The organism is Microvirga mediterraneensis, assembly GCF_013520865.1.
GTDB classification, from domain to species: domain Bacteria; phylum Pseudomonadota; class Alphaproteobacteria; order Rhizobiales; family Beijerinckiaceae; genus Microvirga; species Microvirga mediterraneensis.
On the sequence record NZ_JACDXJ010000004.1, the window covers coordinates 1 to 20,565 of the forward strand.

The following is a 20,565-nucleotide window of genomic DNA, read 5'->3' on the forward strand; positions in this document are numbered from 1 at the left end:
GCCGGGCGCAAGCTGCAGAAGATCCGGCACTACGTCGCCATGCAGGACCTGATCGTGTTCACCGAGACCGGCGAATGGCGCGTGACCGGAACCGAGGGCGGCGTGATCACCCCCACGGGCTCGCTCAAGGCGACGCCTCAATCCGAATACGGCATCGGCGATGTGCCGCCCATGGTGACCGGCGACCAGATTCTGTTCGTCCTGCGCTCCGGCCGGCAGGTGCGCGATCTGGGCTATAAGTTCGAGAGCGACAACTATTCCGGGTCCGATCTCACGCTGTTGTCCTCGCACCTGTTCGAGACCCGGCGCGTGGTCGCTTGGGCGCAGCAGAAGAACCCCTACGGGATCATCTGGTGCGTGATGGACGACGGCACCGTGAACGCACTTACCTACCTGCGGGAGCATGAGGTCTGGGCCTGGGGGCAGCATACGACCGACGGCACCGTGGAGAGCGTCGCGGTGGTGCCGGAGAACGATGTCGACGTGCCTTATTTCGTGGTGCGGCGCGTGGTGGGCGGCGTCGCCCGACGCTACATCGAGCGCATGGTGCCGAACCTCTCGACCACGCCGCGGGAGCAGACGTTCTATGTCGATAGCGGCCTGACCTATGCCGGGTCGGCGGTGTCCAGGGTGGCCGGCCTCGATCATCTCGAAGGGCGCGCGGTCCTGGGGCTCGCCGATGGCGCTGTGGTCGGCCTCGACGGGGAACTGGTCGTGACCGGCGGGGCTGTCGATCTGCCGTTCGCCGCCTCGACGATCCGCCTCGGCCTCGGCTACGACAGCCTGTTCGAGAGTCTGGCCTTCGCTTTGGGCGACCGTACCACGGAGGGCGTGGTTAAGGGCGTCGGCGAGGTCAGCCTGTCGGTGCTGCACACCAGCGGCATCGAGGTCGGCGGCTCCTGGGACGACATGAACGAGCACAAGGCGCGTTCCTTCGAGGATTACGGCGACGCCCCAAGCCTGATCACCGATACGATCACCATCACGGCGGGATCCGGCTACGACACGGCCGGCACGGTCTGCCTGCGGCAGCGCTATCCGCTCCCGGCCTCGATCCTGTCCATTGCGCCGAACATCGACTATGCGACCTGAGATCACGATTCGCCCGGCCGTGTGGGACGATATCGCGGCGGTGGCGGCGAACATCCGCGAGGCCGACCGGCGCGAGTGCATGGCGCAGACCCTGCTCAAGCCGGAGGACGCGATCCTGTTCGTGATGCGCTCGGCGGTCAAAGCCTGGTGCGGCCTCGTCGACGGCGAGCATGCGTGCCTGTTCGGGGTGTCGCGCTCCTCGCTCATGACCCTGGAATGCGGTACGCCCTGGCTCGTCGGCACGCCCCTGATCGAGCGGTACGAGCGCGCCTTCCTGCGTCGCAATAAGGCTTACATATCAGAGTTCAAAACTATCTTCCCCAAGCTGGAAAATTGGGTAGATATGCGCAACGAAAAAGCGGTGCGCTGGCTTGCATGGCTCGGCTTTAAAATCCATGATGCAGAACCGCACGGCCCGCTCGGGCGGCCGTTCCACCGCTTCACGATGGGAGATTGATAGATGTGTGTCGCCGCTCTCCCGATGATCGCCATGGTATCGTCTCTCGCGAGCGCGGCCGTGGGCGCGGTCGGCGCGATCCAGCAGGGCAACGCCGCGGCGGCCTCGGCCAAGTACAACGCGGCCGTGAACGAGAACAACAACGTCCTGGCGCAGCGCGCGGCCGAGGATGCCCGCAAGCGCGGAGAGCAGGAGGCGCAGGAGCACAACCGGCGCGTCTCGGCCCTGCGGGGCAAGCAGACCGCCGCGATGGCGGCGAACGGCGTTGATCTCACCTCGGGCTCGCCGCTCAACGTCACGGCCGACACGGCGCAGTTGGGCGCGCTCGACGTGCTTACCATCCGCAACAACACCGAACGCGAGGCCCTGGGCTACGAGGCGCAGGGGATGAACTTCCGCGCCGAGGCGAACCTGAACCGCATGCAGGCCAAGTCGGCCCGGCAGGCCGGCATGATCGGCGCCGTCGGCTCCGTGGTGTCCGGCTTCGGTCAGGTGGCGGACAAGTGGTACAAAATGGGTCCTTCTAGCATAGGGAAACTGACCTGATGCCAACGGTTCCGACTTACGATCAGCGGCAGGTTAGGGACGCTCCGGCGCCGAACCAGTATCAGCACCCGTCGGCCTCGCCGGACGATTCCGGGGCGGCGACGGGACGGGCGCTCCAGGGCCTGGGCGGCGAGATCGCGCGGGCGGGCGTGGCATTCTCGAACGAGGCCGAGCGGCAGCAGGAGAAGGACCAGGCGGCACAACTGCTGCAGGCCCAGGCCGATTATTCCTCGCGCCTCAACCGGGCGCTGTATACCGACGAGACCCTTCCCGACGGCACGGTGCGCAAGGGCCTGTTCACCACTCAAGGGTCCGAGGCCATGGGCGCGGCGGGACGCTTCGCCACGATCGAGGAGGACGTGTACCGCGCCGTGACCGGCACCCTCAAGGATCCGGCCCAGGCCGAGCGGTTCAACCAGATCCGCACCCGTTCGCGCATGTCATACGAGACGGCGGCGGTCAAGCACGAGGCGGACAACCGGGTCAAGTTCCAGGCGGAAGCCCAGGACGCGGCTGTGAAGACGGCGACGCTGAACGCGGTCAACGGCTACGACAAGCCGGAGATCCTGCAGGAGGAGATGGGGAACATCCGGCGTGCGGTGGCGGCGGCCAATGCCGGATCTGCCCAGGACGTGATCGACTACAAGTCGCGCGTGGCGATCTCGGGCGTGCACAAGGCGATCTTCGGGCGCATGCTGCGGGACGACGACGCCAAGGCGGCGCTGAACTATTACGAGACCAACAAGGGCGAGATCGAGGGCGCGGACCATATTGAGATCCAGCGCGCGCTCGAGGTACCGTTGCGCCGGCAGCAGGCGCAGGACTATCTCTCCGGCGTGACGGTCGCGGGCTCGCCCGGCACCAAGCTGGTGCGCGCGGTGGTCGGATCGGAATCCTCGGGCAATCCCGGCGCGGTCTCGCCCAAGGGCGCCGCCGGCCTGATGCAGGTCATGCCCGGCACGGCCAAAGAGATCGACGACGCGCTCGGCGGGATCTACGGCCTGTCGAAGATGAGCGACGCTCAGGTGCAGGAGTTCTACAAGCAGAACCCGGCCGTGAACCTGGAGCACGGCGCGTTCTACCTGCAGCAGCAGCTCACCAAATACAGCGGCGATATCGAGGCGGCGTTGATCGCCTACAATGCCGGCCCGGCCAACGCCGACAAGTGGCTCAATGCGGGCCGGGATTACGCCGTCCTTCCCAGACGCGAGGAGACGGAGCCCTACGTCCGCAAGACCCTGACGCGCTATGCCGAGGAAATGGGCGGGCCGGTCGAGACCAAGCCCACCCTGCGCGACATGCCGGACCTGCCCCCCGTGGGGCGGCGGGTGACGCAGGCCGAATTCCCGGCGGACAGCTATTACAAGCCGGATCAGGTCTTCCGCGGGCGCCCCGGGGCGTTCGTCGATCAGCGCGCGCTCGTGATGGCGAACGAGCTCGGCCGCCGCTTCGAGGAGTTGACCGGGCGCCGCGTCGAGATGAATTCCGGCTTCCGCGATCCGGGCACGAATGCGAGCGTGGGCGGAGCCAAGTCCTCGCGCCACATGCACGGCGACGCGTTCGATTTCAACATCAAGGATCTGCCGGACGAGGAAAAAACCGCGTTCCTGCAACTGGCTCGGCAGGTCGGATTCACGGGCGTGGGCTTCTACGAGGACGGCCCGGGGCACCTCCACCTCGATATCGGTCGCGCGCGGTCGTGGGGCGGCCTGCCGCAATGGGCCCGGGGCGCCACCCAGGAAACCCAGACGACGGGCTACCTCGGACAGCCCACGATGGCGGCGGGCTACGGCAACCTGCCGATGCCCGCCAACATGGCGCGCATGGCGTCAGGCGTGACGAGCCCCTATGCGGCGATCGCTGCTCAAGGAGCCTTCCCGGTCACGGCGCCGGTTGCGGGAGCTCCCGTGCTCGACACGACCACACCCTCGCCCGTCACCATGACGCCGCTCGTCAATGCCCCGGTGGACGTGCCGCCGGCCGTCTCGACCCGCGTGCGCCCGGACGATTTCGATCCGGACGCCATGCGGGCCTATGCGCAGGCGGCGCCGGAGAATATCCGCGACACGGTGGTGCGCCAGACCGAGGCGCGGATCGCGCAGATGGAGCGGCAACGCAAGTCCGTCCTGAAGGACACGGGCAACCAGGCTTGGGCGCATGTCCTCCAGGGCGGGTCCGTCGACGACCTGCCGCCGGAGATCTACTCGGCCCTGATCGAGCAGAGCCCGGAGACGGTCAAGCGCATGCAGGACTATGAGGACCGGCGCGAGACCAAGCGCGACAAGACCGACGAGGGCACCTATTACCGCCTGTCCCAGATGACGCCGGAGCAGCTTGCGGCCGACGATTTCAACCTGATGGACTATGCCGACCGGCTGTCGGGCGAGCACCTGCGCCACTTTGCGCAGAAGCAGGCCGATGCCAAGAAGGGCGTGCGCGACGCGTCCCAGGGTGCCGGCATCCTGACCGTCAAGGAACTCGGCACCATGGCGCTCGGCAAGATGGGGATCGCTACCACGGGCAAGGAGGCCACGGCCGAAAGCGAGGCGCGCGCCGGACTGTTCTTCATGCGCCTCGAGCAGGAGGTCTCGGCCGTGCAGGTGGCGCAGAAGCGCAAAGCCACCAATGAGGAAATACAGAAAATCGTGGATGCGCTTTCCACGCCGGTCACGCAGGGCGGGTTCTTCTCCGGGAAGGCCAAGTACCGGTTCGAGATGGGCCGGCCGGAGGAGAACGAGAGCCGGATCCGCAACAATCTGCCGCCGATCGGCGAGACCACGGGAGTGTTCGATGTGGCGTCCAAACTGGAGGACGTGCCGGATGAGGCCCGGACCATGATCATCGAGACGCACCGCCGGCTGACCGGCGAGGCGCCCACGTCGAAAAAAACCGCTTCCATATACAATGAAATATTGACCGCACATACAGGGCGCCCGGTGCCAGTTCCGTCAGACAAAATAAACCGGTTCAAAACTCAAGCTGCAGCGGCTCTAGGAAGGGTGCCTACTGACTTGGATTTGTCTATGCTATATTCGCAGTGGTTACGCCGCGAATATCCTTTACGCATAGGTGAGTGATGTCCGAGTTTGACGCTTTCTTCAAAGAGGTCGCCCAAGAGGAAACCGAGAAGAGGCGTCAGACCAGCGAGGTTACATCCCTCGGCGCGGCGACCACCTTCGAGCCGCCGTCGGGTGCCCTGCCGGCCTTGCCCAAGATCGACCGTCCGGACGAGTTCGCCGGCTTCTTCGAGGAGGTCAAGCAGGAGGAATCCGCCAAGGTGTCGCGCGGCCTGCAACTGGCCGAGCAGCACGACCCGGAAACCTATGGCAAGGCACGGGCGATCGCCGACCGCGACGGGCTGATGGTGGATTTCGCGGTGGCGAACCTCGGCGCGCTGGAGAAGCGCGAAACGGTCTCCAAGATGCGCAAGGCGCTGGAGGCCAATCCCGGCCTGCGGGAATGGTTCTCCTCTGAGGACAACGGCGCCGTGGTCAAGCTCGACGAGCTCGAGCGCCTGTCCGGCCTGTCGTGGCTGTTCCAGTCTGGTGGGGCGGCGTTCTCGGAAGGTTACCGGCAGACGCGCCTTGCCGAGATCGGGCATGCGCAGCTTTATGGCCGCGCCACGCCGGAGATGATCGCCGAGGCCGACCGGATCGAAGCGCAGGCGCGTGACGAGTTCGGCGCCGACGGCTGGTTCTCCGGGGCCTGGACGAGCGCGGCCCAGATGGCGCCGATGATGATCGAAAGCGGGATTGCCGGGTTCAAGGGCGCGGCCGTCGGCGGCGGAACCGGTGCGCTGATCGGTGGCGTTGGTGGCGCGGCGGCGGGTGGCGTCGGCGCCGTGCCTGGCGCGGCTGCGGGCCTTGCCGTCGGTGCCAAGGCGGGCGCGGCGGCCGGCGCGGCGCTCAAGGCCTACGAACTGGAATCGGGCCTCGCCTATCGCGAGTTCCTCGGGTTCAAGGACGAGCAGGGCAACCGGCTGGATCCGGATGCGGCCCGGCTCGCGGCGGCCCTGTCGGGCTTCGTCAATGCGGGCCTGGAGACGTTCTCGCTCGGGACCATGCTCCAGACCGTGCCGGCCTTGAAGGCGCTCGGGCTCGACGAGGCCACGCGCCTGTTCGGCCGCGAGGGGCTGAAAGAGGCCTTGAAACGCCCGACCTTCCGGGCGGCCATGACGGCGGCGGCCAAGCAGGTCGGCGAGGCGGGCGCGACCGAGATCACGACCGAGATGGCACAGGAAGCCATGACCATCCTCGGCGGCGAACTGGCCAAGTCGGCGAGCGACGGCGAGTTCGATTTCCTGACGCCGGGCCAATGGGCCGCGCGCATCGGCGAGGCTGGCATCGAGACCGCCAAGGCGATGACCATCATGGGGCCGCTGTTCGCCGCGCCTGGCTTCGTCAAGGATCTCGGGGCCGCGCGCCGGTCGCAGAAGACGGTCGCGATCTTCACGCAACTGAACGAGGATCTGAAGGACGACGGCCTGCGCGAGCGCAACCCGCAGAAGTTCAAGGAGGCGTTCGAGGCGGCGACGTCGGATGCCGCCAAGACTGTCTACGTGCCGGTCGAGCGGCTGAACGAACTGTTTCAGTCCTACAACGTCAACCCGGCCGACCTGCAATTCGACGATTTCCCCGGGGCCTATGCCGAGGCCATGGCGACCGGCGGCGATGTGGAAATGCGACTTTCCGATTATGCGACGAAACTCGCCGGGACGGATCTCGGCAATGCCCTGATCCCGCATCTGCGGCTGTCTCCGGAGGACATGACCCAGGCTGAAGCCGAGGCGTTCAACGAGGCATGGCAGGAAACCCGCGCCCGCCTGATGGAGGAGGATCTCGAAGCCCTGAAAGCCGAGAGTGCCCGCGAGGCCCCGGGGCAGCAGGTGTTCCTGGATATCCGCGACAAGGCGGTGGCGGCCGGGCGCTCCCTCGACGTGGCCGAGCAATACGCGACCGTGTGGCAGGCGTTCTTTTCCACCCTCGCCGACAAGACCGGCGGCGACGCATTCCAACTCTACCAGGACCGCGGCGTGGAAATCCGCTTCGCTTTCCCGGAACAACTGTCCTACCAGTCGACGGACGATCTCGACCTGCTCCTCGACGATCTGCGCGCCGGCCGCGAGGTGGCGGTCGACCGGGAAAAGCGCAAGGCCCTGGGGCCGAGCCTGTCCACCTTCCTGCGGTCGAAGGGCGGCCTGCAGGATTCGGGCGGCGAGTTGCGCGCCCGCGATGTCGGCGGCACGCTCCTGGCCAAATCGGGCAAGGGCATGAACCTCGACGACGCGGCGCTGGCTGCGTGGGAGGCGGGCTACTTCCCGGAATTCGGCGAGACCCGCCCCTCGATCGACGACCTGCTCGCGGCGCTCGACCGAGAGCTCGGCGGCGATAGCATCTATACGGGCGGACGCACGCCCGATTCCGTGGACCTGTCGACGGAATACCTAGCCCGGCTCGACACCATGGGCCGGACGCTGGACGAGCTGGGGCTGTCGGTGCAATCGCTCTCGAACGAGACCATCCGGCAGGAGCTGGAGGCGATCACCAACCGGGACGCGGAGCAAGGGGCCTTGTTCCAGTTCGCGGGCGTGCAGGGCGCGGTGCGGCTCGACGGGGCGGAAGTGCCGGCGCTCCAGGAAGCGGCCCGCATGCAGGCTCAAGGAGCCTATCCGGACGAGATCTTCGAGGCGACCGGCTGGTTCCAGGGCGTCGACGGCGCATGGCGGTTCGAGATCGCGGACGCGGATGCGACGGTGAACGTTTCCGCTTTTACGGAAAATCGTTTCGTCGGGCGCCTCGGCGACGTGCTCACACACGACAAACTGTTCAAGGCCTACCCGGCCTTGGCGGACAGCGAGGTGGCCCTGTCCCTCGGTGAGAAGGACGACGGCGCGTTCTACGAGGACACGGGCGAGATCGAGGCTTCGGCCGGAACCCCGGAAAAACTGCGCTCGATCCTGCTGCACGAGATCGCGCATGCCATTCAGGCCACGGAAGGGTTCGCGCCCGGCGGCAACACGACCATGGGCGAGATCTACGAGGGCGAGGCGGTGGAGCGCCTGCAATCGGAGGTCCAGCGCCTGCAGCAGCGTTCCATGCTGGCCGATCCCACGGACCTGATGACGGCCAAGCAGAAGCTCGCGCAAGCCGCCCGGTTCGAATACTATCGGCGCATTGCGGGCGAGGTGGAGGCGCGCAACGTCGAGGCCCGCGAGGCGGAGCGGCAGGCGGGCCAGGAGCCGGACCTGCCGTGGTATACGCAGGACGTGCCGGACGGGCAGCAGATCGTGATCGTGCGGACAGACACGCACGGCGAGGCCATGCAGTCGGTGGGCGCCCCGCGCGAATACTTCCAGGGCAAGAGTGATCTCGGCGGCCCGCGGGCCGACAAGCGCGGCTCGATCCAGTTCGGCACCGGCCGGACGATCATCAACCTGTTCGAAAAGGCGGACCTGAGCACGTTCCTGCACGAGAGCGGTCACTTCTTCCTGGAGGTGACGCGCGACATGGCCCTGGCCGAGAATGCCCCGCAGGCGCTCAAGGACGACTGGCAGCAGATCAAGGACTGGCTCGGGCTGACCGATGACAAGATCACGGTCGACGCGCACGAGCAATTCGCCCGGGGATTCGAGGCGTACCTCTTCGAGGGCAAGGCGCCGTCTGAGGCGCTGCAGGGGGCGTTCTCGCGCTTCCGGGCGTGGCTGACGTTCATCTATCGCAAGATCACGCGCCTGAACGTGACGGTCACACCGGAGATCAAGGCGGTGTTCGACCGCATGCTGGCGACGGAGGAGGAGATCAATGCACAGCAAAACGCTCGTGAGTTTCGCGGCTGGATGGATCAGGCGACGACCGGCATGGAAGACGCCGAGTTCCAGCGCTACCGCCAACTGGCCGAGGCGGCAACCGAGCAGGCCAAGGCCGATCTCCAGGCGCGGCTCCTCGCTGACGTAAAGCGGGAAACCTCCCGCGAGTGGCGCGAGAACAAGAAAGCCGTGCGCGAGGAGGTGGTCGACGAGTTCTCCCGCATGCCGGTCTATCAGGTGACGCATTACCTGCGGACGGGGCAGAGCATCGCCGAGGGCGTGGTCGTGCCGGGCGCGCGCATGGTACTCGACCGGGCCTATCTCGTCGACCGCTATGGCGATTCCGTGCTCACGCGCCTGCCGCGCTACGTGCCGCCGATCTATGCGGACCCGGCGACGAACAAACGCAAGGATGTGGCGGCCGTGCATCCCGACATCCTCGCGGAGGCCTTCGGCTACGAGAGCGGCGACGCCCTGGTGCAGGATCTCCTCTCGGCGCCGCCCATGGCCCGCGCCATCACGGAGGAGGTCGCCTTACGCATGCGCGACCGCTACGGCGACCTGCTCAACGACCAGGCGCGGCTTGCCGACGAGGCCGTGGCCGCCATGCACAACGACAAGCGGGCCGAGTTCATCGAGACCGAAATGCGGGCGCTGTCCCGTCGGGGCGGCGTGAACAACCCCATGCCGCGTCAGGTGGCGGCCCGGATGGCGCGCGACATCATCGCGGCGAAAAAGATCGCGGACGCGCAGCGTGTCGGGTTCTACACGCGGCAGGAACAGAAGGCTGCGTCCGAGGCCGAGAAGGCGATCCTCGCCGGGGACTTCAAGGCGGCGGCGGAGTGGAAGCGCAAGCAACTGTTCGCCCACTACCTCGCCCTGGAATCGCGCCGGGCCAAGGAGGAGGTTGAGCGCGCGACGCGCTACCTGAACCGCTTCGGCAACCGGAAGCGGCCGGCGAGCGTGGATCCGGACTATCTCGACCAGATCGAGGGTCTGCTCGAACGCTACGACCTGCGGCCGTCGACATCCTTACGCACGATCGAGCGGCGCAAGGCCCTGGCGGCGTTCATTGCGGAGAAGGAAGCGGCGGGCGAGATGATCGCCATTCCGCAGCATCTCAGGGACGAGGCGGCGACGGTCTCCTACAAGGACCTGACCGTGGACGACCTGCGGGCCGTGGTCGATTCCGTGCAGAATCTGGAGCACCTCGGCAAGCTCAAGAACAAGCTGATCCTGAACCGCAAGGCGATCGACTTCCAGAACGCCAAGGACGAGCTGACGGCGGCGCTCGAGGCCAACACCGACCGGCGCAAGGACATCAAGGGGTTCACGCCGACCAAGTGGGAAAAGCTCCAGGCACAGGTGCTCTCGGCCGCCGCCACCATGGCGCGCATCGAGCAGGTGATCGAGTGGCTCGACGGCGGCGACATCAACGGGCCGTGGCGGCGCATGCTGTGGAAGCCGGTCGCCGACGCAGAGGCGCGTGAGATTGCCTTGCGCGAACAGGTGATGGCGCCGATCCTCGCCGTCTGGGACACGTTCCCCAAGGGCTATCTCGCCGAGAGCCACCACTTCCCGGGCATGGGCCGGTCCCTGAAGAAATCCGAGATCTTCGCCATCGCCCTGAACACGGGCACGGCGTCGAACCTCGACCGTCTCATGAAGGGCGAGCGGCTGCGCAAGGGCGGCGGCGTCGACACGCAAGCCAAACTCGACGAGGCGCTCGGGGTCCTGACCAAGCAGGATTGGGACGCGATCCAGAAAATCTGGGACCAGATCAATTCCCTGTGGCCGGAAGCCTCCGCCCTGGAAAAGCGCCTCACGGGCCTGGAGCCGGTGAAGGTGGAGGCGCGCGAGGTGGTGACGCCGCATGGCACCTACCAGGGCGGCTATTACCCGCTGGTCTATGACAACGCGCAGTCGGTCGACGTGTCGGCCCGGCTCATGTCGAAGGAGGACCTGCAGATGGATCCGCAATTCGCGCGGCTCGGGCGCGAGGCGGGCTATCTGAAATCCCGCGTGGAGGAATACTCGGAGCCGCTCTCCGTCAACCTCGACGTGATCCAGCGCCATATCGAGAAGGTGGTCCACGACATCACCCATTGGGAGGCGGTGAAGGAGGTCAACAAGATTCTGATGGATCCGCAGATTGCGACCGCGATCCGCGACCATCTCGGGGCGCCGTTCCAGGACGAGTTCAAGAAGTGGCTGAAACGCATCTGGCACGGCGACGATCTCGGCGACGTGAACGGGTTCCAGCGGTTCCTCGGCAAGGTCCGGTCGAACGCCGGCATTTATGCGCTCGCCTATCGCTGGACCACGGTGATAACGCAGTTTGCGGGCTTCGGTCCGTCGGTGGCGCGCGTGGGCCTGCGGCCGCTCGCCTCGGCCATGAAACAATACTGGATGGCCGGTCCGTCGAATCCGATGGAGGGCGGGCAGAGGAATGCGGTCGAAGAGTTCGTATTCTCGAAATCCTCCGAGATGCGCAACCGCGCCTCGACCTTGAGCCGCGAGGTGCGCCTCGGACTGGCCAAGGTCCAGGGCGAGGGCGGGGCGCTCGCCGCGGCGCAGCGGTTCGGCTTCATGGGGATCGCGGTGGCCGACCGGTGGGTGTCGGTGCCGACCTGGCTCGCCGGCTACAACGCCCATCTCGAGCAATTCCCGGCGGACGAGCAGGGCGCGATCGAGGCGGGCGACCGGGCGGTGCGCCTGTCGCAGGGCACGGGCGGCACCAAGGACGTGTCCTCGCTCCAGGTCGACCCGAATTTCCAGCTGCTCACCATGTTCTACGGGCCGTTCAACGTCCTGTTCAACAACTTGTGGACCTTGAACCGGGACTTCCGGACGGCCTTCCAGACCCGCGACATGGAGCTCGCCCGCGACGTATTCTGGCGCGGCCTGTGGTTCGTGGTGGTGCCGGCCGTGATGGCCGACCTGCTGACCGGGCGTGGGCCGGACGACGAGGACAAGGAGGAGAAGGGCCTGCCGGCGGCCTATGCGTCGTGGGCGGTCTGGAAGGTGGCGCTCTACCCGCTCGCCACGATCCCGCTTCTGCGCGACGCGGCCTCCGCCTTCGACCGCGGCTTCGAGAGCGACCCGAACCCGGTTGGGCGCATGCTCGGCGCCGGGTTCAAGGTGGCGACCGAAATCGGCAAGGGATCCGAGGCCAATCCGCGCGTCATCGCCAAGAACACGGCGGACGCGGCCGGCATGGCTGTCGGGCTCCCGATCGGGCAGGCGACGACCATCGGCAACAACGCTTGGCGTCATGCGCAGGAGGGGGATCTGCAATGGACCGACTTTCTGTTCTCGCGTCGGTAATATGTTGAAATATTTGGTGCTGGTAATTCGGTCCTAGATATTCCGGGACAAAGACGCTAAAACTTCATGCGAATATGTAACGCATTTTGTGAGGCGTACCGATGACAGTTGCGGTAGGGAACGGCCGGTCGGAGACCTGGAACGCGGACGGGGCGAACCGGAATTGGGACTTCCCGTTCAAGGCCCTGTCGGCGTCGCACCTCGTCCTGGAGATCGAGGACGCAGCCGGCTCCCTGTCCACGGTCACGTCCGGGTTCACGGTCGCGGGACTCAACTCCGACGACGGCGGCACGGTCACCTATCCGATCTCGCCGGCCGCGCCCCTGCCGATTGGAACCAAGATCACCGTCGTGCGGCAGGTTCCGCTCGCGCAGCCGAACCGCATCGGCAACCAGGGCGGATTCCATGCCGAGACGCACGAGCGCACGTTTGATCTGCTCGCCATGCAAGTGCAGCAGATCTACCAGGAGGGCACGGCCCGTGACCTGCGGGCGCCGGTCGGAGACGGGGCAATCGACATGCGCCTGCCGGCCAAGGCGCTGCGGGCCGGCAAGCTCCTGGGGTTCGACGACGCCGGTAAGCCGCGGGTGACGGCCGATTTCCCGAGTACGATTATCGGCGGCTCGGGAATCCCGTCCGCAGGGGTGGGCGTCAACGGCGACTATTATCTGGACGAGGCCACCCTGACGTTCTACGGCCCCAAAACCAGCGGGGCCTGGGGCGCGGGTCGGGCGATCGGCGTCGGTTCGGATCTCTCCTTCAAGACGCGCACGGCGCCGGCCGGGTTCGGGTCGTATCAGGCTGGGTTCTTCTACAATCCGGATAATGTCTCCTCCTGGACCGATGTGAAAACCTATTCGGTCGAAGGCTTCACGGTCGATATCGGCGGCTTCGGCCCGCGCTCCTGGGGGGGATCGGCCATTACTGGCGTTGAGGGCGCGATCAAGGTTCCGGCCAACTCGACTCTGGCCAACCACGCAGCGGGCGTGGCCGGCCACGTCACCACGTCATCACCGGTGACGGGATCGCTCGGCTTGTGGGGGATCGGCAACGTGGCCGCCGACGGGTGCATCGCCTTCGGCGGCAACACCGTGGCGGAGGACAAGGGGTTCAACAACACGAACCTGTGGGGCCTCGAAGTCGACATCAACATGCACAACTCCAACACGATCGCCCGCGGCATCGACGTGACCGGCGGCGGTCCTGTCGACGGCGGCCAGATCTCGATCGGCTACCGCCTTGGCCCGATGGGCGCGTTCTACAATCCGCCGAAGCGGTGGAAGTTCGGCTGGCAGTCGACGGACGGCGCGGCAGCGGTTGGGATGGAACTCGGCACGCTGGTGATGAGCGCGGAAAGCCCGTCGCAGGCGATTCAGTTCCGCCGCCGGACCGGTGGCGTGGCCTCGAACGGCGCGCGCCTTCTGGTGGGGGCGGCGGGCGATATGCAGGTCGACGCCCAGAACTCCAACGGCAACGGCCTGTCGCTCGACACGCAGAAAACCACCTTTGCCAACGACCTCCTGTATATGAACGTGGCCCGCGCAGGTTCCACCTCGTTCAACTTCCTGCGGGCCTTTTCCGGCAACCTGGCCGATGTGGAGATCATGATCCGCGGCGACGGCAGTGTTTTGTCGGACGGGGCCTATTCGGGCGCGGGCGCGGACTATGCCGAGTATTTCGAATGGGCGGACGGCAACCCCGCAGGGGAGGACCGGCGCGGACTGACCGTGGTGATCGAGAACGGCAAGGTGCGCGGGGCCACGCCCGAGGACGACGCTGCGGCGATCGTCGGTGCCGTGTCGACCAACCCCATGGTGGTCGGCGATACCGGCTGGAACCGGTGGACCGAGAAATACCTGCGCGACGCGTGGGGATCTTATGTCCTGGAGCCTTACGAGGTCGTGTCCTGGGAGGATCGCAGCGAGATCACGATTCCGGGCCGCACGGTGGTGCGCGACGGTGAGGAACTGCACTATCCGGATGAGACCCGCGTCGACATCACGCCGCACAGCTACCCGGTCGACGAAATCCCGGAAGGTGTGACGGTGCCGGACGACGCCGTGCGCTCGACGCAAGAGCGGCGTGTGCTCAACCCGGACTATGACCCGGAGGCGGAATACACGCCGCGGTCCGAGCGTCCCGAATGGGTGACGATCGGATTGCTCGGCAAGCTGCGGATCCGCAAGGGTCAGCCGGTGGGCGACCGCTGGCTCAAGCTGCGCGATATCTCTGGGACGGTCGAGGAGTGGCTTGTCCGCTGACCTGGAAGAACCGGCCGGCGCGCTCCGACCACCGGAGCGCGCGGCCCTCGGTAAGTCGGGTGAACACCACGGCGATAAGCAGAGCGGCCGGAACGAACGCGGCAAGGGCGGCGAGCATGGCGCCGGTCGTGCGCCCGAAGTGCTCGAACACCGGCACGAACACCGCCTGCAGGACCGTGCCGTGCACGAGGTAGAGCGGGAACGAGATCAACCCGAGAAACGCGCACGCCCGGCTCGACAGGGCCCGGCGCAGCGACGGGCTGCACAGAACTGCGAGCAGCACGAGCACAGCGCCCCAAGCACGCCACAGCGGGACGGGCAGGAACGGGAACGGCACCCACACATTGGCCCCGAACAGCTTGAAGATCGGCCGCAGGACCGAATGGTTCGCCAGCGTCACCATATCGGTGCCGGTGAACTGAAGGAGCGCGTTCTGGATCTGCGGGCGCAGGCCGCTCTCCGGCATGCAGCCGAGATACAGGCCGAGGGCGAGTAGCCCATAGCCGGCGATCTCGATCGGACGCGAGGCGGGCAGGGCGCGGCCAAGTCGGTACAGGAGGACGCCTGTTGGAAACAGGGCGAGGTTCGACTGATACCAGCACAGGGCCAGGACAGCACAGATCACAGCGGCTAGGTTCAGTCTTGCCTCGTCGGTGCGGGTCAGGGCACGGGCGAGCGTGAACACGGCAATCAGCAGAACCGAGCCGATGAACTCGACCTGCATCGTCCACAGCACGCCGTTATAGGTCCCGCCGTCGATGCCGGTCAGGGTCGCGTGAATGAATGCTTCCCTCAGGCAGAAGGCGAGGCCGCCGATCACGTTCGAAAGGAACGAGGCATCGGCCGCCATGCCGGGGCGGACCAGACTGTAAGCCGCAAGCGCCGGGAGCGCGATCATGGCGGCCGTGACCACCAGGGACAGGAGGTTGGCCGCCGTGATCGGGACGGTGAGCCGGACATAGCGTTTCGCCACCAGGGCCGCGGGGCCGGCAACGGTCCGTGAGAATACGTGCGCCAGCACGAACCCACTCAGGAGAAAGAAGACCGACACGGCGAAATTGCCGGCGAAGAACAGCAGGAACGGCGAACCGGACAAGGGCACGTCCCACGCGAACCGGCTGTATCGCGCCTCCCCGAAATACAGGGCCGGGGCCGCATAGATCAGCCCGTGATGGAGAACGACAATGAGCGCGGCCAGGCCGCGCAAGCCGTCCAGATAGGAAAGCCGCTCTTTCATCAGATTCGTGTCCCGCCACCGTGCCAACAGTCCTTCCTCTATAAACGGGCTTCCGGAGCGGGGGAAGGTCAAAACGTCACGTCATATTTTACTCACAATTTACTACGTCATATTCGGTTTATAGTTCGAAAAATATCTGATAATTTGCCACCAGTTTTGTTGCGTATTTTGGGGTGGCGCACATGGCAATCCTGGACCGAGCGAAGTTCTTCGCGGCCGTACGCGGCTCCCTGTTCGGCGGCAAGCTGACCGAAAAGCAGGTGCAGGGCATGGACGCCATGCTCGATGCGATCCCGGCCGGGATGGCGCCCGACCACCTGGCGTATTGCTTTGCCACGGCATTTCACGAGACCGGCGCGAAGATGCAGCCGGTCGTCGAGAATCTGACCTACACCTCGGCGGCCCGGATCCGCGACGTGTGGCCAACCCGCTTCCCCTCGATCGCCTCGGCGCAAATGTATGTGCGAAAGCCGCAGGAACTGGCCAACAAGGTCTACGGCGCCCGCATGGGCAACCTCGGCGGCAATGACGGCTGGACCTATCGCGGGCGCGGCTTCGCCCAGATCACCGGGCGCGACAACTACAAGCGCGCGGGCAACATGCTGGGCGTGGATCTCCTGACATTCCCGGAACTGGCGGAGGAGCCGGAGACGGCCGCCGCGATCATGTATTGCGGGATGGTGAATGGCTGGTTCACCGGCAAGAAGCTGGCGGATTACTTCGAGCGGGGCGTCGCCGCAGACCCCTACAGCGCCCGCAAGATCATCAACGGCCTGGACGAGGCGGCCAAGATCGCCGGGTATTACCGCGCCTTCGCAGCGGCCCTGAAGGCGGCAGGCTATGTGCCTATGCCCACCATCCCCGTGATCGACGCCGTGCCGCCACCTCCGGACGTGGAGCCGGTCGAGCCTGTGCCCGCCAAGGTGAGCCTTGCGAACAAGCTTCAGCGCCTCCTCGAGGCGCTCTTTGGAAGGAAGTCTGCATGATCCCCATCGTTGGTCTGTTGCTGCAATATGCCCCTGAGTTGATCGGGCTCTTTGCGGGCAAGGATGCCGGCGTGGCCGCCGGTCGCGTGGCCGATGTGGCCAAGGTCGTGTTCGGCACCGACGATCCGCAGAAAGCGCAGGACCAGATCGCGCTTAACCCGGCACTGGCCGAGGCCTTTGCCGAGCAGGCGCGCTCCGCCCTGGAGGTGTTCCGGTTGGAGATCCAGGATGCGCAGGACGCCCGGCAGCAGACGATCACCCTGGCGCAAACCGGCTCGGCGATCTCGTGGGGAGCGCCGCTCGTCTCGGTCCTGGTCACGCTGATGTTCGGCGGGGCTCTGTACCTTGTCCTGGCGCAGCCTCTCGCCCTGGATGAGCGGCAGGCGACTGTCGCCAACATCCTGCTCGGCGTCCTCGGGGCGGCCATGACGCAGGTGATCAATTACTGGCTTGGCAGCTCGTCGGGCTCCAAGCGATCCGGGGATGCCGTGCGCACCATTGCCGAGCGGGCGATCGCCGAAACCGTCCTGCCGACGAAGGGCCGGTAAGCATGCAGTTCAATTGGGACATCAGCATCTCGACCATCTTCATGATCGGCGGGGCGGCCCTGACTGTGATCCGATTCTGGATCGCGGCGGAGCAGAAGGCCCTTGCGGCCGAGAAGGCGGCCAAGGAGGCGAACGAGAGCGCCGCCAAGGCGCACGAAAAAATCATCGTTCTGCAGGCGGCGCTCAACGCGCACCAGATCACCCAGGCCGAGAGGCTGGTGTCTCGCGAGGTGCTGCGGGAGGTCGAGGAGCGGCTGAGCGATTCCATTGACGGTCTCGGTACGCGCTTCGAGAAGATGGGTGAGAAGCTCGACGGGTTCATCAAGGAGCTGATCACGCATCGTCCGGGATAGCCCGGGGTGTCCTCCTTCACCTCGGTCTAGGGAGGCCCGGCGCTCGGTTGGGAGGGTGCCGGACCTCTTTGTTTAAGTGACTGATTTTGCAGGGTCTAGGCAGTGTGCCGGAAGCCTACGCGGGCTTGGCTACGCTGGCACCGATGATCCGCAACTCTGTTTCAGAATTGCGCATAACCGATGTTATGGAACGGGCCTCTACGCGCGGGCGCGCGCATCAGGCGGGGAATTCTTTTTCCAGGATCTCCCGCAGGACATCGGCCATCATCTCGCCGCGGTCGGCGCAGGTGCGCTTGATGCGCTTGTGCAGGCTCTCGGGCACGTCGAGGGTGAGGCGTTTCATCTTCACCATCTCGACCGCTTCCTCGGCGGAGCGAACCAGGCGCTGGCCGAGATTCTCACTGCCGGCCGCCACGAACTCGTCGGCGGTGCGGGGCTTGGGCGGCGCTTTGCCAAGGGCGGTCTTCTTAGCCATCAGGGTTCCCTATCGTGTCGGCCACGGTTGCCAGCATGGCCTCGTAGTTGTCGCCGGCTCGCCGGATCTCGGACGCCACCTGGCGGATCTCCTTGGCCGCCTGACTGTCAGGCTCCATCTCCTCAACCGCGAGGCCCTGGGCGGCGCTCTCGGCATAGACCACACGCTGCACGAGGTGGGTCTTGAGGGTTGGAATCTCGTGCTGCGCGAGGGCCTCGGTCACGTCGCGGCCGATAGCCGTATTTGCGATCTTGCGATTGACCACAAAGACGGCTTTCAGGTTTTCCTTAAACACGCGCGCTTCCCGGATCAAGTCGACCGTATCGGCGGCAGACCATACGTCATAAGGCGAGGGCTGGACCGGGATCACGATCATGTCGCTGGCGAGCAGGATCGAACGACCGATCTCGGCCAACTGCGGGGCGCCGTCGATAATCGTCAAATCGTAATTGCGGGCCACGGCCGGCAGGTCCTTGTGCAGGGTAGGCTTGGCCATGCCGATTACCGGGAACAGTTGCTCGATCTCCCGGGCGGAGCTCCAGCGGGTGGCGCTCTTGGATTGCGGGTCGGCGTCCACTAGGAGCACGCGAGCGCCCTGGGTGGCGTAGGTGTGAGCCAAGTTCGTGGCGAGTGACGTTTTGCCTACCCCGCCTTTTTGATTCAGGACGCCGAGGATCATTTCTCGCCCCCGATCTCAAGAGGAATGTCGAACCACCGCCGCTCTCCGTCTGCGGTCCGCATCTCTTGTTGGAGCCGGGGTGGTTGCTGTCGGAATTCCGCATACATCCGCAGCATGCCGGTGGGGTAGTAAGCCACGCGCTCGGGCCTATGGCTGTAGGGCTTGCGCTCGGTGACAATTCGCGCCTCCGATGGGAATGCCTTTCTCTCGTCGATCGCCTCCTCTAGTGCGGCGATCAACTCCTCCCGGCTCAACTCCGTAATCGGCCTGCCTTCATAGCAGATGATGGTCGGAATTTCCTTGTCCTCACGCATTCCCGTCTCCCGTCGTTTCGCCACAGATACAGATTTACGATTATCAGGACCAGAGAAAGGACGGCGAACCGTCCCATCCCTGGCCTATTTCGACTTAGTTGAGCGTGACTTCCTCGAACCGCGCGGGGGCTCGGCCTCTTCCTCCGCGCCCGAAGAGAGGGGAGACCTTCGCCTCCTCGTCGGTCTCGGAGCCTGCGCGGCCCGTGCCGGTGTTGCGGCTGGTGAAGAGTTGGTCGAACTTCTCGACCTCGGCAATCTCCACAATCCGGGAAATGTCGCCATGTTCGGCGGCCTGCACGGCCTTGGCCTTGGCAATCGTATCGTTGATATCTTTCTGATCAACCGGCACGAACAGTTTTATCGTGACCGAATAGCCTGCTTGTCTAGCCATCTGCCTTTTCCTTTACTTGATTGTTCTTGGCCCCGAGGTTGGTTCCTCTTGCCGTTATTCCGGGATCGGGTGTTGCTGCACCTGACCCCGGCTTTTGACTTCAGATCACGTCGTCGTCGGGGCTGTTGCCCTCGTCCGGGTCGGTGGTCTGATCCTCCTGCGAGCCTTCCTCTGCTGCGGGCTCGCTGAAATCTGCATCCAGGATCTCGCCGGTTTTGGGATCGTGCGGCGGCTCGTTGTTGAGAGCGGCGGCCGCAGCTCCTGCCTTCTTGCGCGCAGGCTTTGCCGGTTCGGTCTTGGTCTCCTCTACGGGCTCGGCCTTGGCGTCGATGGTGGCCGGGGGGTCGTAGTCTTCACTGTCGAAGATCCTGCGGAGATCGGCGTCCATGGGTAGGTCTTTGGAGTGGCGCCGCAGGCAGGTCTTTTTCCACATTTCCTCTTCGTCGGTTACCCAGGGCCCACTATTACTTGAGCGCGACCGGGCTTTGATCTTGAGTACTTGGTCCTTGCGCATAACGCAGCGCGAAATTGAGCCATCACGAAGCCGAGCGATACTATAAACAAGGACTGGCTTGCCTGGATCACGGTCATAGATCGGATTGTGCCTGATGAATCCATCGTCTCCGGCCTGCCATTCGAATCGTCCCTCGTCGAGTTCTTGCTGATAAACAATCGTCTGGTCAAGGGTGCTGACTTCTCCAGTATTTCTGATGCGCTTTATCAGTCCATTGCGCATTGGTATATATTGAGCCGTTTTTACTATCTTATCGACATACTGACCGTGCTCGTTTCGTACTTTTTTTGTACTGTTAAATTTGACGATTGCCGCCTCACGACCGTCGATGATCAGCCCATCCTGGGCGGCCTTGGTGACACTATCTAGAACAGATTGTGGATCACAATCAAGGAGTTCGGGCTGGCGCTGGATCGTGGCCTTGAATGTCTTAATGAAGCGTTCACTCGGCACGGCCATGGGCAGGAGTGCGGCAATATCGCTCTTTCGTTTTTCGATCAAAGCAACGACGGGGTTAACGGGTTTGGTGGTGGCGACTGCGGTTCCGGCCATGGATTCAATCCTTGTCTGAGATGGGGCG

General features: G+C 65.2%; 15 protein-coding genes. 9 read left to right on the top strand and 6 right to left on the bottom strand.

Going from position 1 to position 20,565, the window contains the following annotated elements; all coding sequences use genetic code 11:
- From H0S73_RS24985 to H0S73_RS25010, 6 genes are all read left to right on the top strand, one after another.
- Positions 1 to 1,092: phage tail protein (locus H0S73_RS24985; protein ID WP_484502647.1), on the top strand; the 1,092-nt coding region annotated here is incomplete at its 5' end.
- Between the two features lie 19 nt (positions 1,093 to 1,111).
- Positions 1,112 to 1,549, top strand: a complete 438-nt coding sequence (locus H0S73_RS24990; protein WP_181054926.1) for a hypothetical protein — start codon at positions 1,112 to 1,114, stop codon at positions 1,547 to 1,549.
- A gap of 3 nt (positions 1,550 to 1,552) precedes the next feature.
- The gene (locus H0S73_RS24995; RefSeq protein WP_181054927.1) at positions 1,553 to 2,095 is read left to right on the top strand and encodes a virion core protein, T7 gp14 family; all 543 of its coding nucleotides are present in this window, start codon (positions 1,553 to 1,555) and stop codon (positions 2,093 to 2,095) included.
- On the top strand, positions 2,095 to 5,172 hold the full coding sequence (locus tag H0S73_RS25000) for a transglycosylase SLT domain-containing protein (RefSeq protein WP_181054928.1): 3,078 nt from the start codon (positions 2,095 to 2,097) through the stop codon (positions 5,170 to 5,172). Before H0S73_RS24995 ends, H0S73_RS25000 begins: the two co-directional genes overlap by 1 nt.
- On the top strand, positions 5,172 to 12,227 hold the full coding sequence (locus tag H0S73_RS25005) for an LPD23 domain-containing protein (RefSeq protein WP_181054929.1): 7,056 nt from the start codon (positions 5,172 to 5,174) through the stop codon (positions 12,225 to 12,227). Before H0S73_RS25000 ends, H0S73_RS25005 begins: the two co-directional genes overlap by 1 nt.
- 101 nt (positions 12,228 to 12,328) lie before the next feature.
- Positions 12,329 to 14,488, top strand: coding sequence for a peptidase G2 autoproteolytic cleavage domain-containing protein (locus H0S73_RS25010; RefSeq protein WP_181054930.1), 2,160 nt, complete (start codon positions 12,329 to 12,331; stop codon positions 14,486 to 14,488).
- Here the strand turns inward: H0S73_RS25010 and H0S73_RS25015 are convergent.
- On the bottom strand, positions 14,439 to 15,725 hold the full coding sequence (locus tag H0S73_RS25015; RefSeq protein WP_181054931.1) for an acyltransferase family protein: 1,287 nt from the start codon (positions 15,723 to 15,725) through the stop codon (positions 14,439 to 14,441). The genes H0S73_RS25010 and H0S73_RS25015 overlap by 50 nt on opposite strands.
- A 182-nt stretch (positions 15,726 to 15,907) precedes the next feature.
- Here H0S73_RS25015 and H0S73_RS25020 point away from each other — a divergent pair, with 182 nt between their 5' ends.
- Genes H0S73_RS25020 through H0S73_RS25030 form a run of 3 tightly spaced genes read left to right on the top strand, consistent with a single transcriptional unit; the run spans position 15,908 to position 17,612 of the window.
- Positions 15,908 to 16,711 (top strand): hypothetical protein, encoded by an 804-nt coding sequence (locus H0S73_RS25020; protein WP_246389504.1) that lies wholly within the window; start codon positions 15,908 to 15,910, stop codon positions 16,709 to 16,711.
- Positions 16,708 to 17,259, top strand: a complete 552-nt coding sequence (locus H0S73_RS25025) for a hypothetical protein (RefSeq protein ID WP_181054932.1) — start codon at positions 16,708 to 16,710, stop codon at positions 17,257 to 17,259. Before H0S73_RS25020 ends, H0S73_RS25025 begins: the two co-directional genes overlap by 4 nt.
- A gap of 2 nt (positions 17,260 to 17,261) precedes the next feature.
- Positions 17,262 to 17,612, top strand: a complete 351-nt coding sequence (locus H0S73_RS25030) for a hypothetical protein (protein ID WP_181054933.1) — start codon at positions 17,262 to 17,264, stop codon at positions 17,610 to 17,612.
- A gap of 217 nt (positions 17,613 to 17,829) precedes the next feature.
- Here H0S73_RS25030 and H0S73_RS25035 read toward each other — a convergent pair whose 3' ends face one another.
- From H0S73_RS25035 to H0S73_RS25055, 5 genes are all read right to left on the bottom strand, one after another.
- Positions 17,830 to 18,087, bottom strand: coding sequence for a plasmid partition protein ParG (locus H0S73_RS25035; RefSeq protein WP_181054934.1), 258 nt, complete (start codon positions 18,085 to 18,087; stop codon positions 17,830 to 17,832).
- A complete protein-coding gene (gene parA / locus H0S73_RS25040; RefSeq protein WP_181054935.1) occupies positions 18,080 to 18,766 on the bottom strand; it encodes a ParA family partition ATPase in 687 nt (228 codons plus the stop codon). Before parA ends, H0S73_RS25035 begins: the two co-directional genes overlap by 8 nt.
- Positions 18,763 to 19,080, bottom strand: coding sequence for a hypothetical protein (locus H0S73_RS25045; RefSeq protein WP_181054936.1), 318 nt, complete (start codon positions 19,078 to 19,080; stop codon positions 18,763 to 18,765). Before H0S73_RS25045 ends, parA begins: the two co-directional genes overlap by 4 nt.
- A gap of 94 nt (positions 19,081 to 19,174) precedes the next feature.
- On the bottom strand, positions 19,175 to 19,471 hold the full coding sequence (locus tag H0S73_RS25050; protein ID WP_181054937.1) for a hypothetical protein: 297 nt from the start codon (positions 19,469 to 19,471) through the stop codon (positions 19,175 to 19,177).
- A gap of 100 nt (positions 19,472 to 19,571) precedes the next feature.
- Entirely contained in the window at positions 19,572 to 20,537 is a 966-nt protein-coding gene (locus H0S73_RS25055; RefSeq protein WP_181054938.1) for a recombinase RecT, read from the bottom strand.
- Positions 20,538 to 20,565: the final 28 nt, after the last annotated feature.

What these genes read in the sequence shown, in the direction of transcription:
- H0S73_RS25050 (WP_181054937.1), bottom strand. Translation starts at nt 19,471, where the DNA reads ATGGCTAGACAAGCAGGCTATTCGGTCACGATAAAACTGTTCGTGCCG.
- H0S73_RS25015 (WP_181054931.1), bottom strand. Translation starts at nt 15,725, where the DNA reads ATGAAAGAGCGGCTTTCCTATCTGGACGGCTTGCGCGGCCTGGCCGCG.
- parA (WP_181054935.1), bottom strand. Translation starts at nt 18,766, where the DNA reads ATGATCCTCGGCGTCCTGAATCAAAAAGGCGGGGTAGGCAAAACGTCA.
- H0S73_RS25010 (WP_181054930.1), top strand. Translation starts at nt 12,329, where the DNA reads ATGACAGTTGCGGTAGGGAACGGCCGGTCGGAGACCTGGAACGCGGAC.
- H0S73_RS25020 (WP_246389504.1), top strand. Translation starts at nt 15,908, where the DNA reads ATGGCAATCCTGGACCGAGCGAAGTTCTTCGCGGCCGTACGCGGCTCC.
- H0S73_RS25035 (WP_181054934.1), bottom strand. Translation starts at nt 18,087, where the DNA reads ATGGCTAAGAAGACCGCCCTTGGCAAAGCGCCGCCCAAGCCCCGCACC.
- H0S73_RS25045 (WP_181054936.1), bottom strand. Translation starts at nt 19,080, where the DNA reads ATGCGTGAGGACAAGGAAATTCCGACCATCATCTGCTATGAAGGCAGG.
- H0S73_RS25055 (WP_181054938.1), bottom strand. Translation starts at nt 20,537, where the DNA reads ATGGCCGGAACCGCAGTCGCCACCACCAAACCCGTTAACCCCGTCGTT.
- H0S73_RS25025 (WP_181054932.1), top strand. Translation starts at nt 16,708, where the DNA reads ATGATCCCCATCGTTGGTCTGTTGCTGCAATATGCCCCTGAGTTGATC.
- H0S73_RS25005 (WP_181054929.1), top strand. Translation starts at nt 5,172, where the DNA reads ATGTCCGAGTTTGACGCTTTCTTCAAAGAGGTCGCCCAAGAGGAAACC.
- H0S73_RS25000 (WP_181054928.1), top strand. Translation starts at nt 2,095, where the DNA reads ATGCCAACGGTTCCGACTTACGATCAGCGGCAGGTTAGGGACGCTCCG.
- H0S73_RS24995 (WP_181054927.1), top strand. Translation starts at nt 1,553, where the DNA reads ATGTGTGTCGCCGCTCTCCCGATGATCGCCATGGTATCGTCTCTCGCG.
- H0S73_RS25030 (WP_181054933.1), top strand. Translation starts at nt 17,262, where the DNA reads ATGCAGTTCAATTGGGACATCAGCATCTCGACCATCTTCATGATCGGC.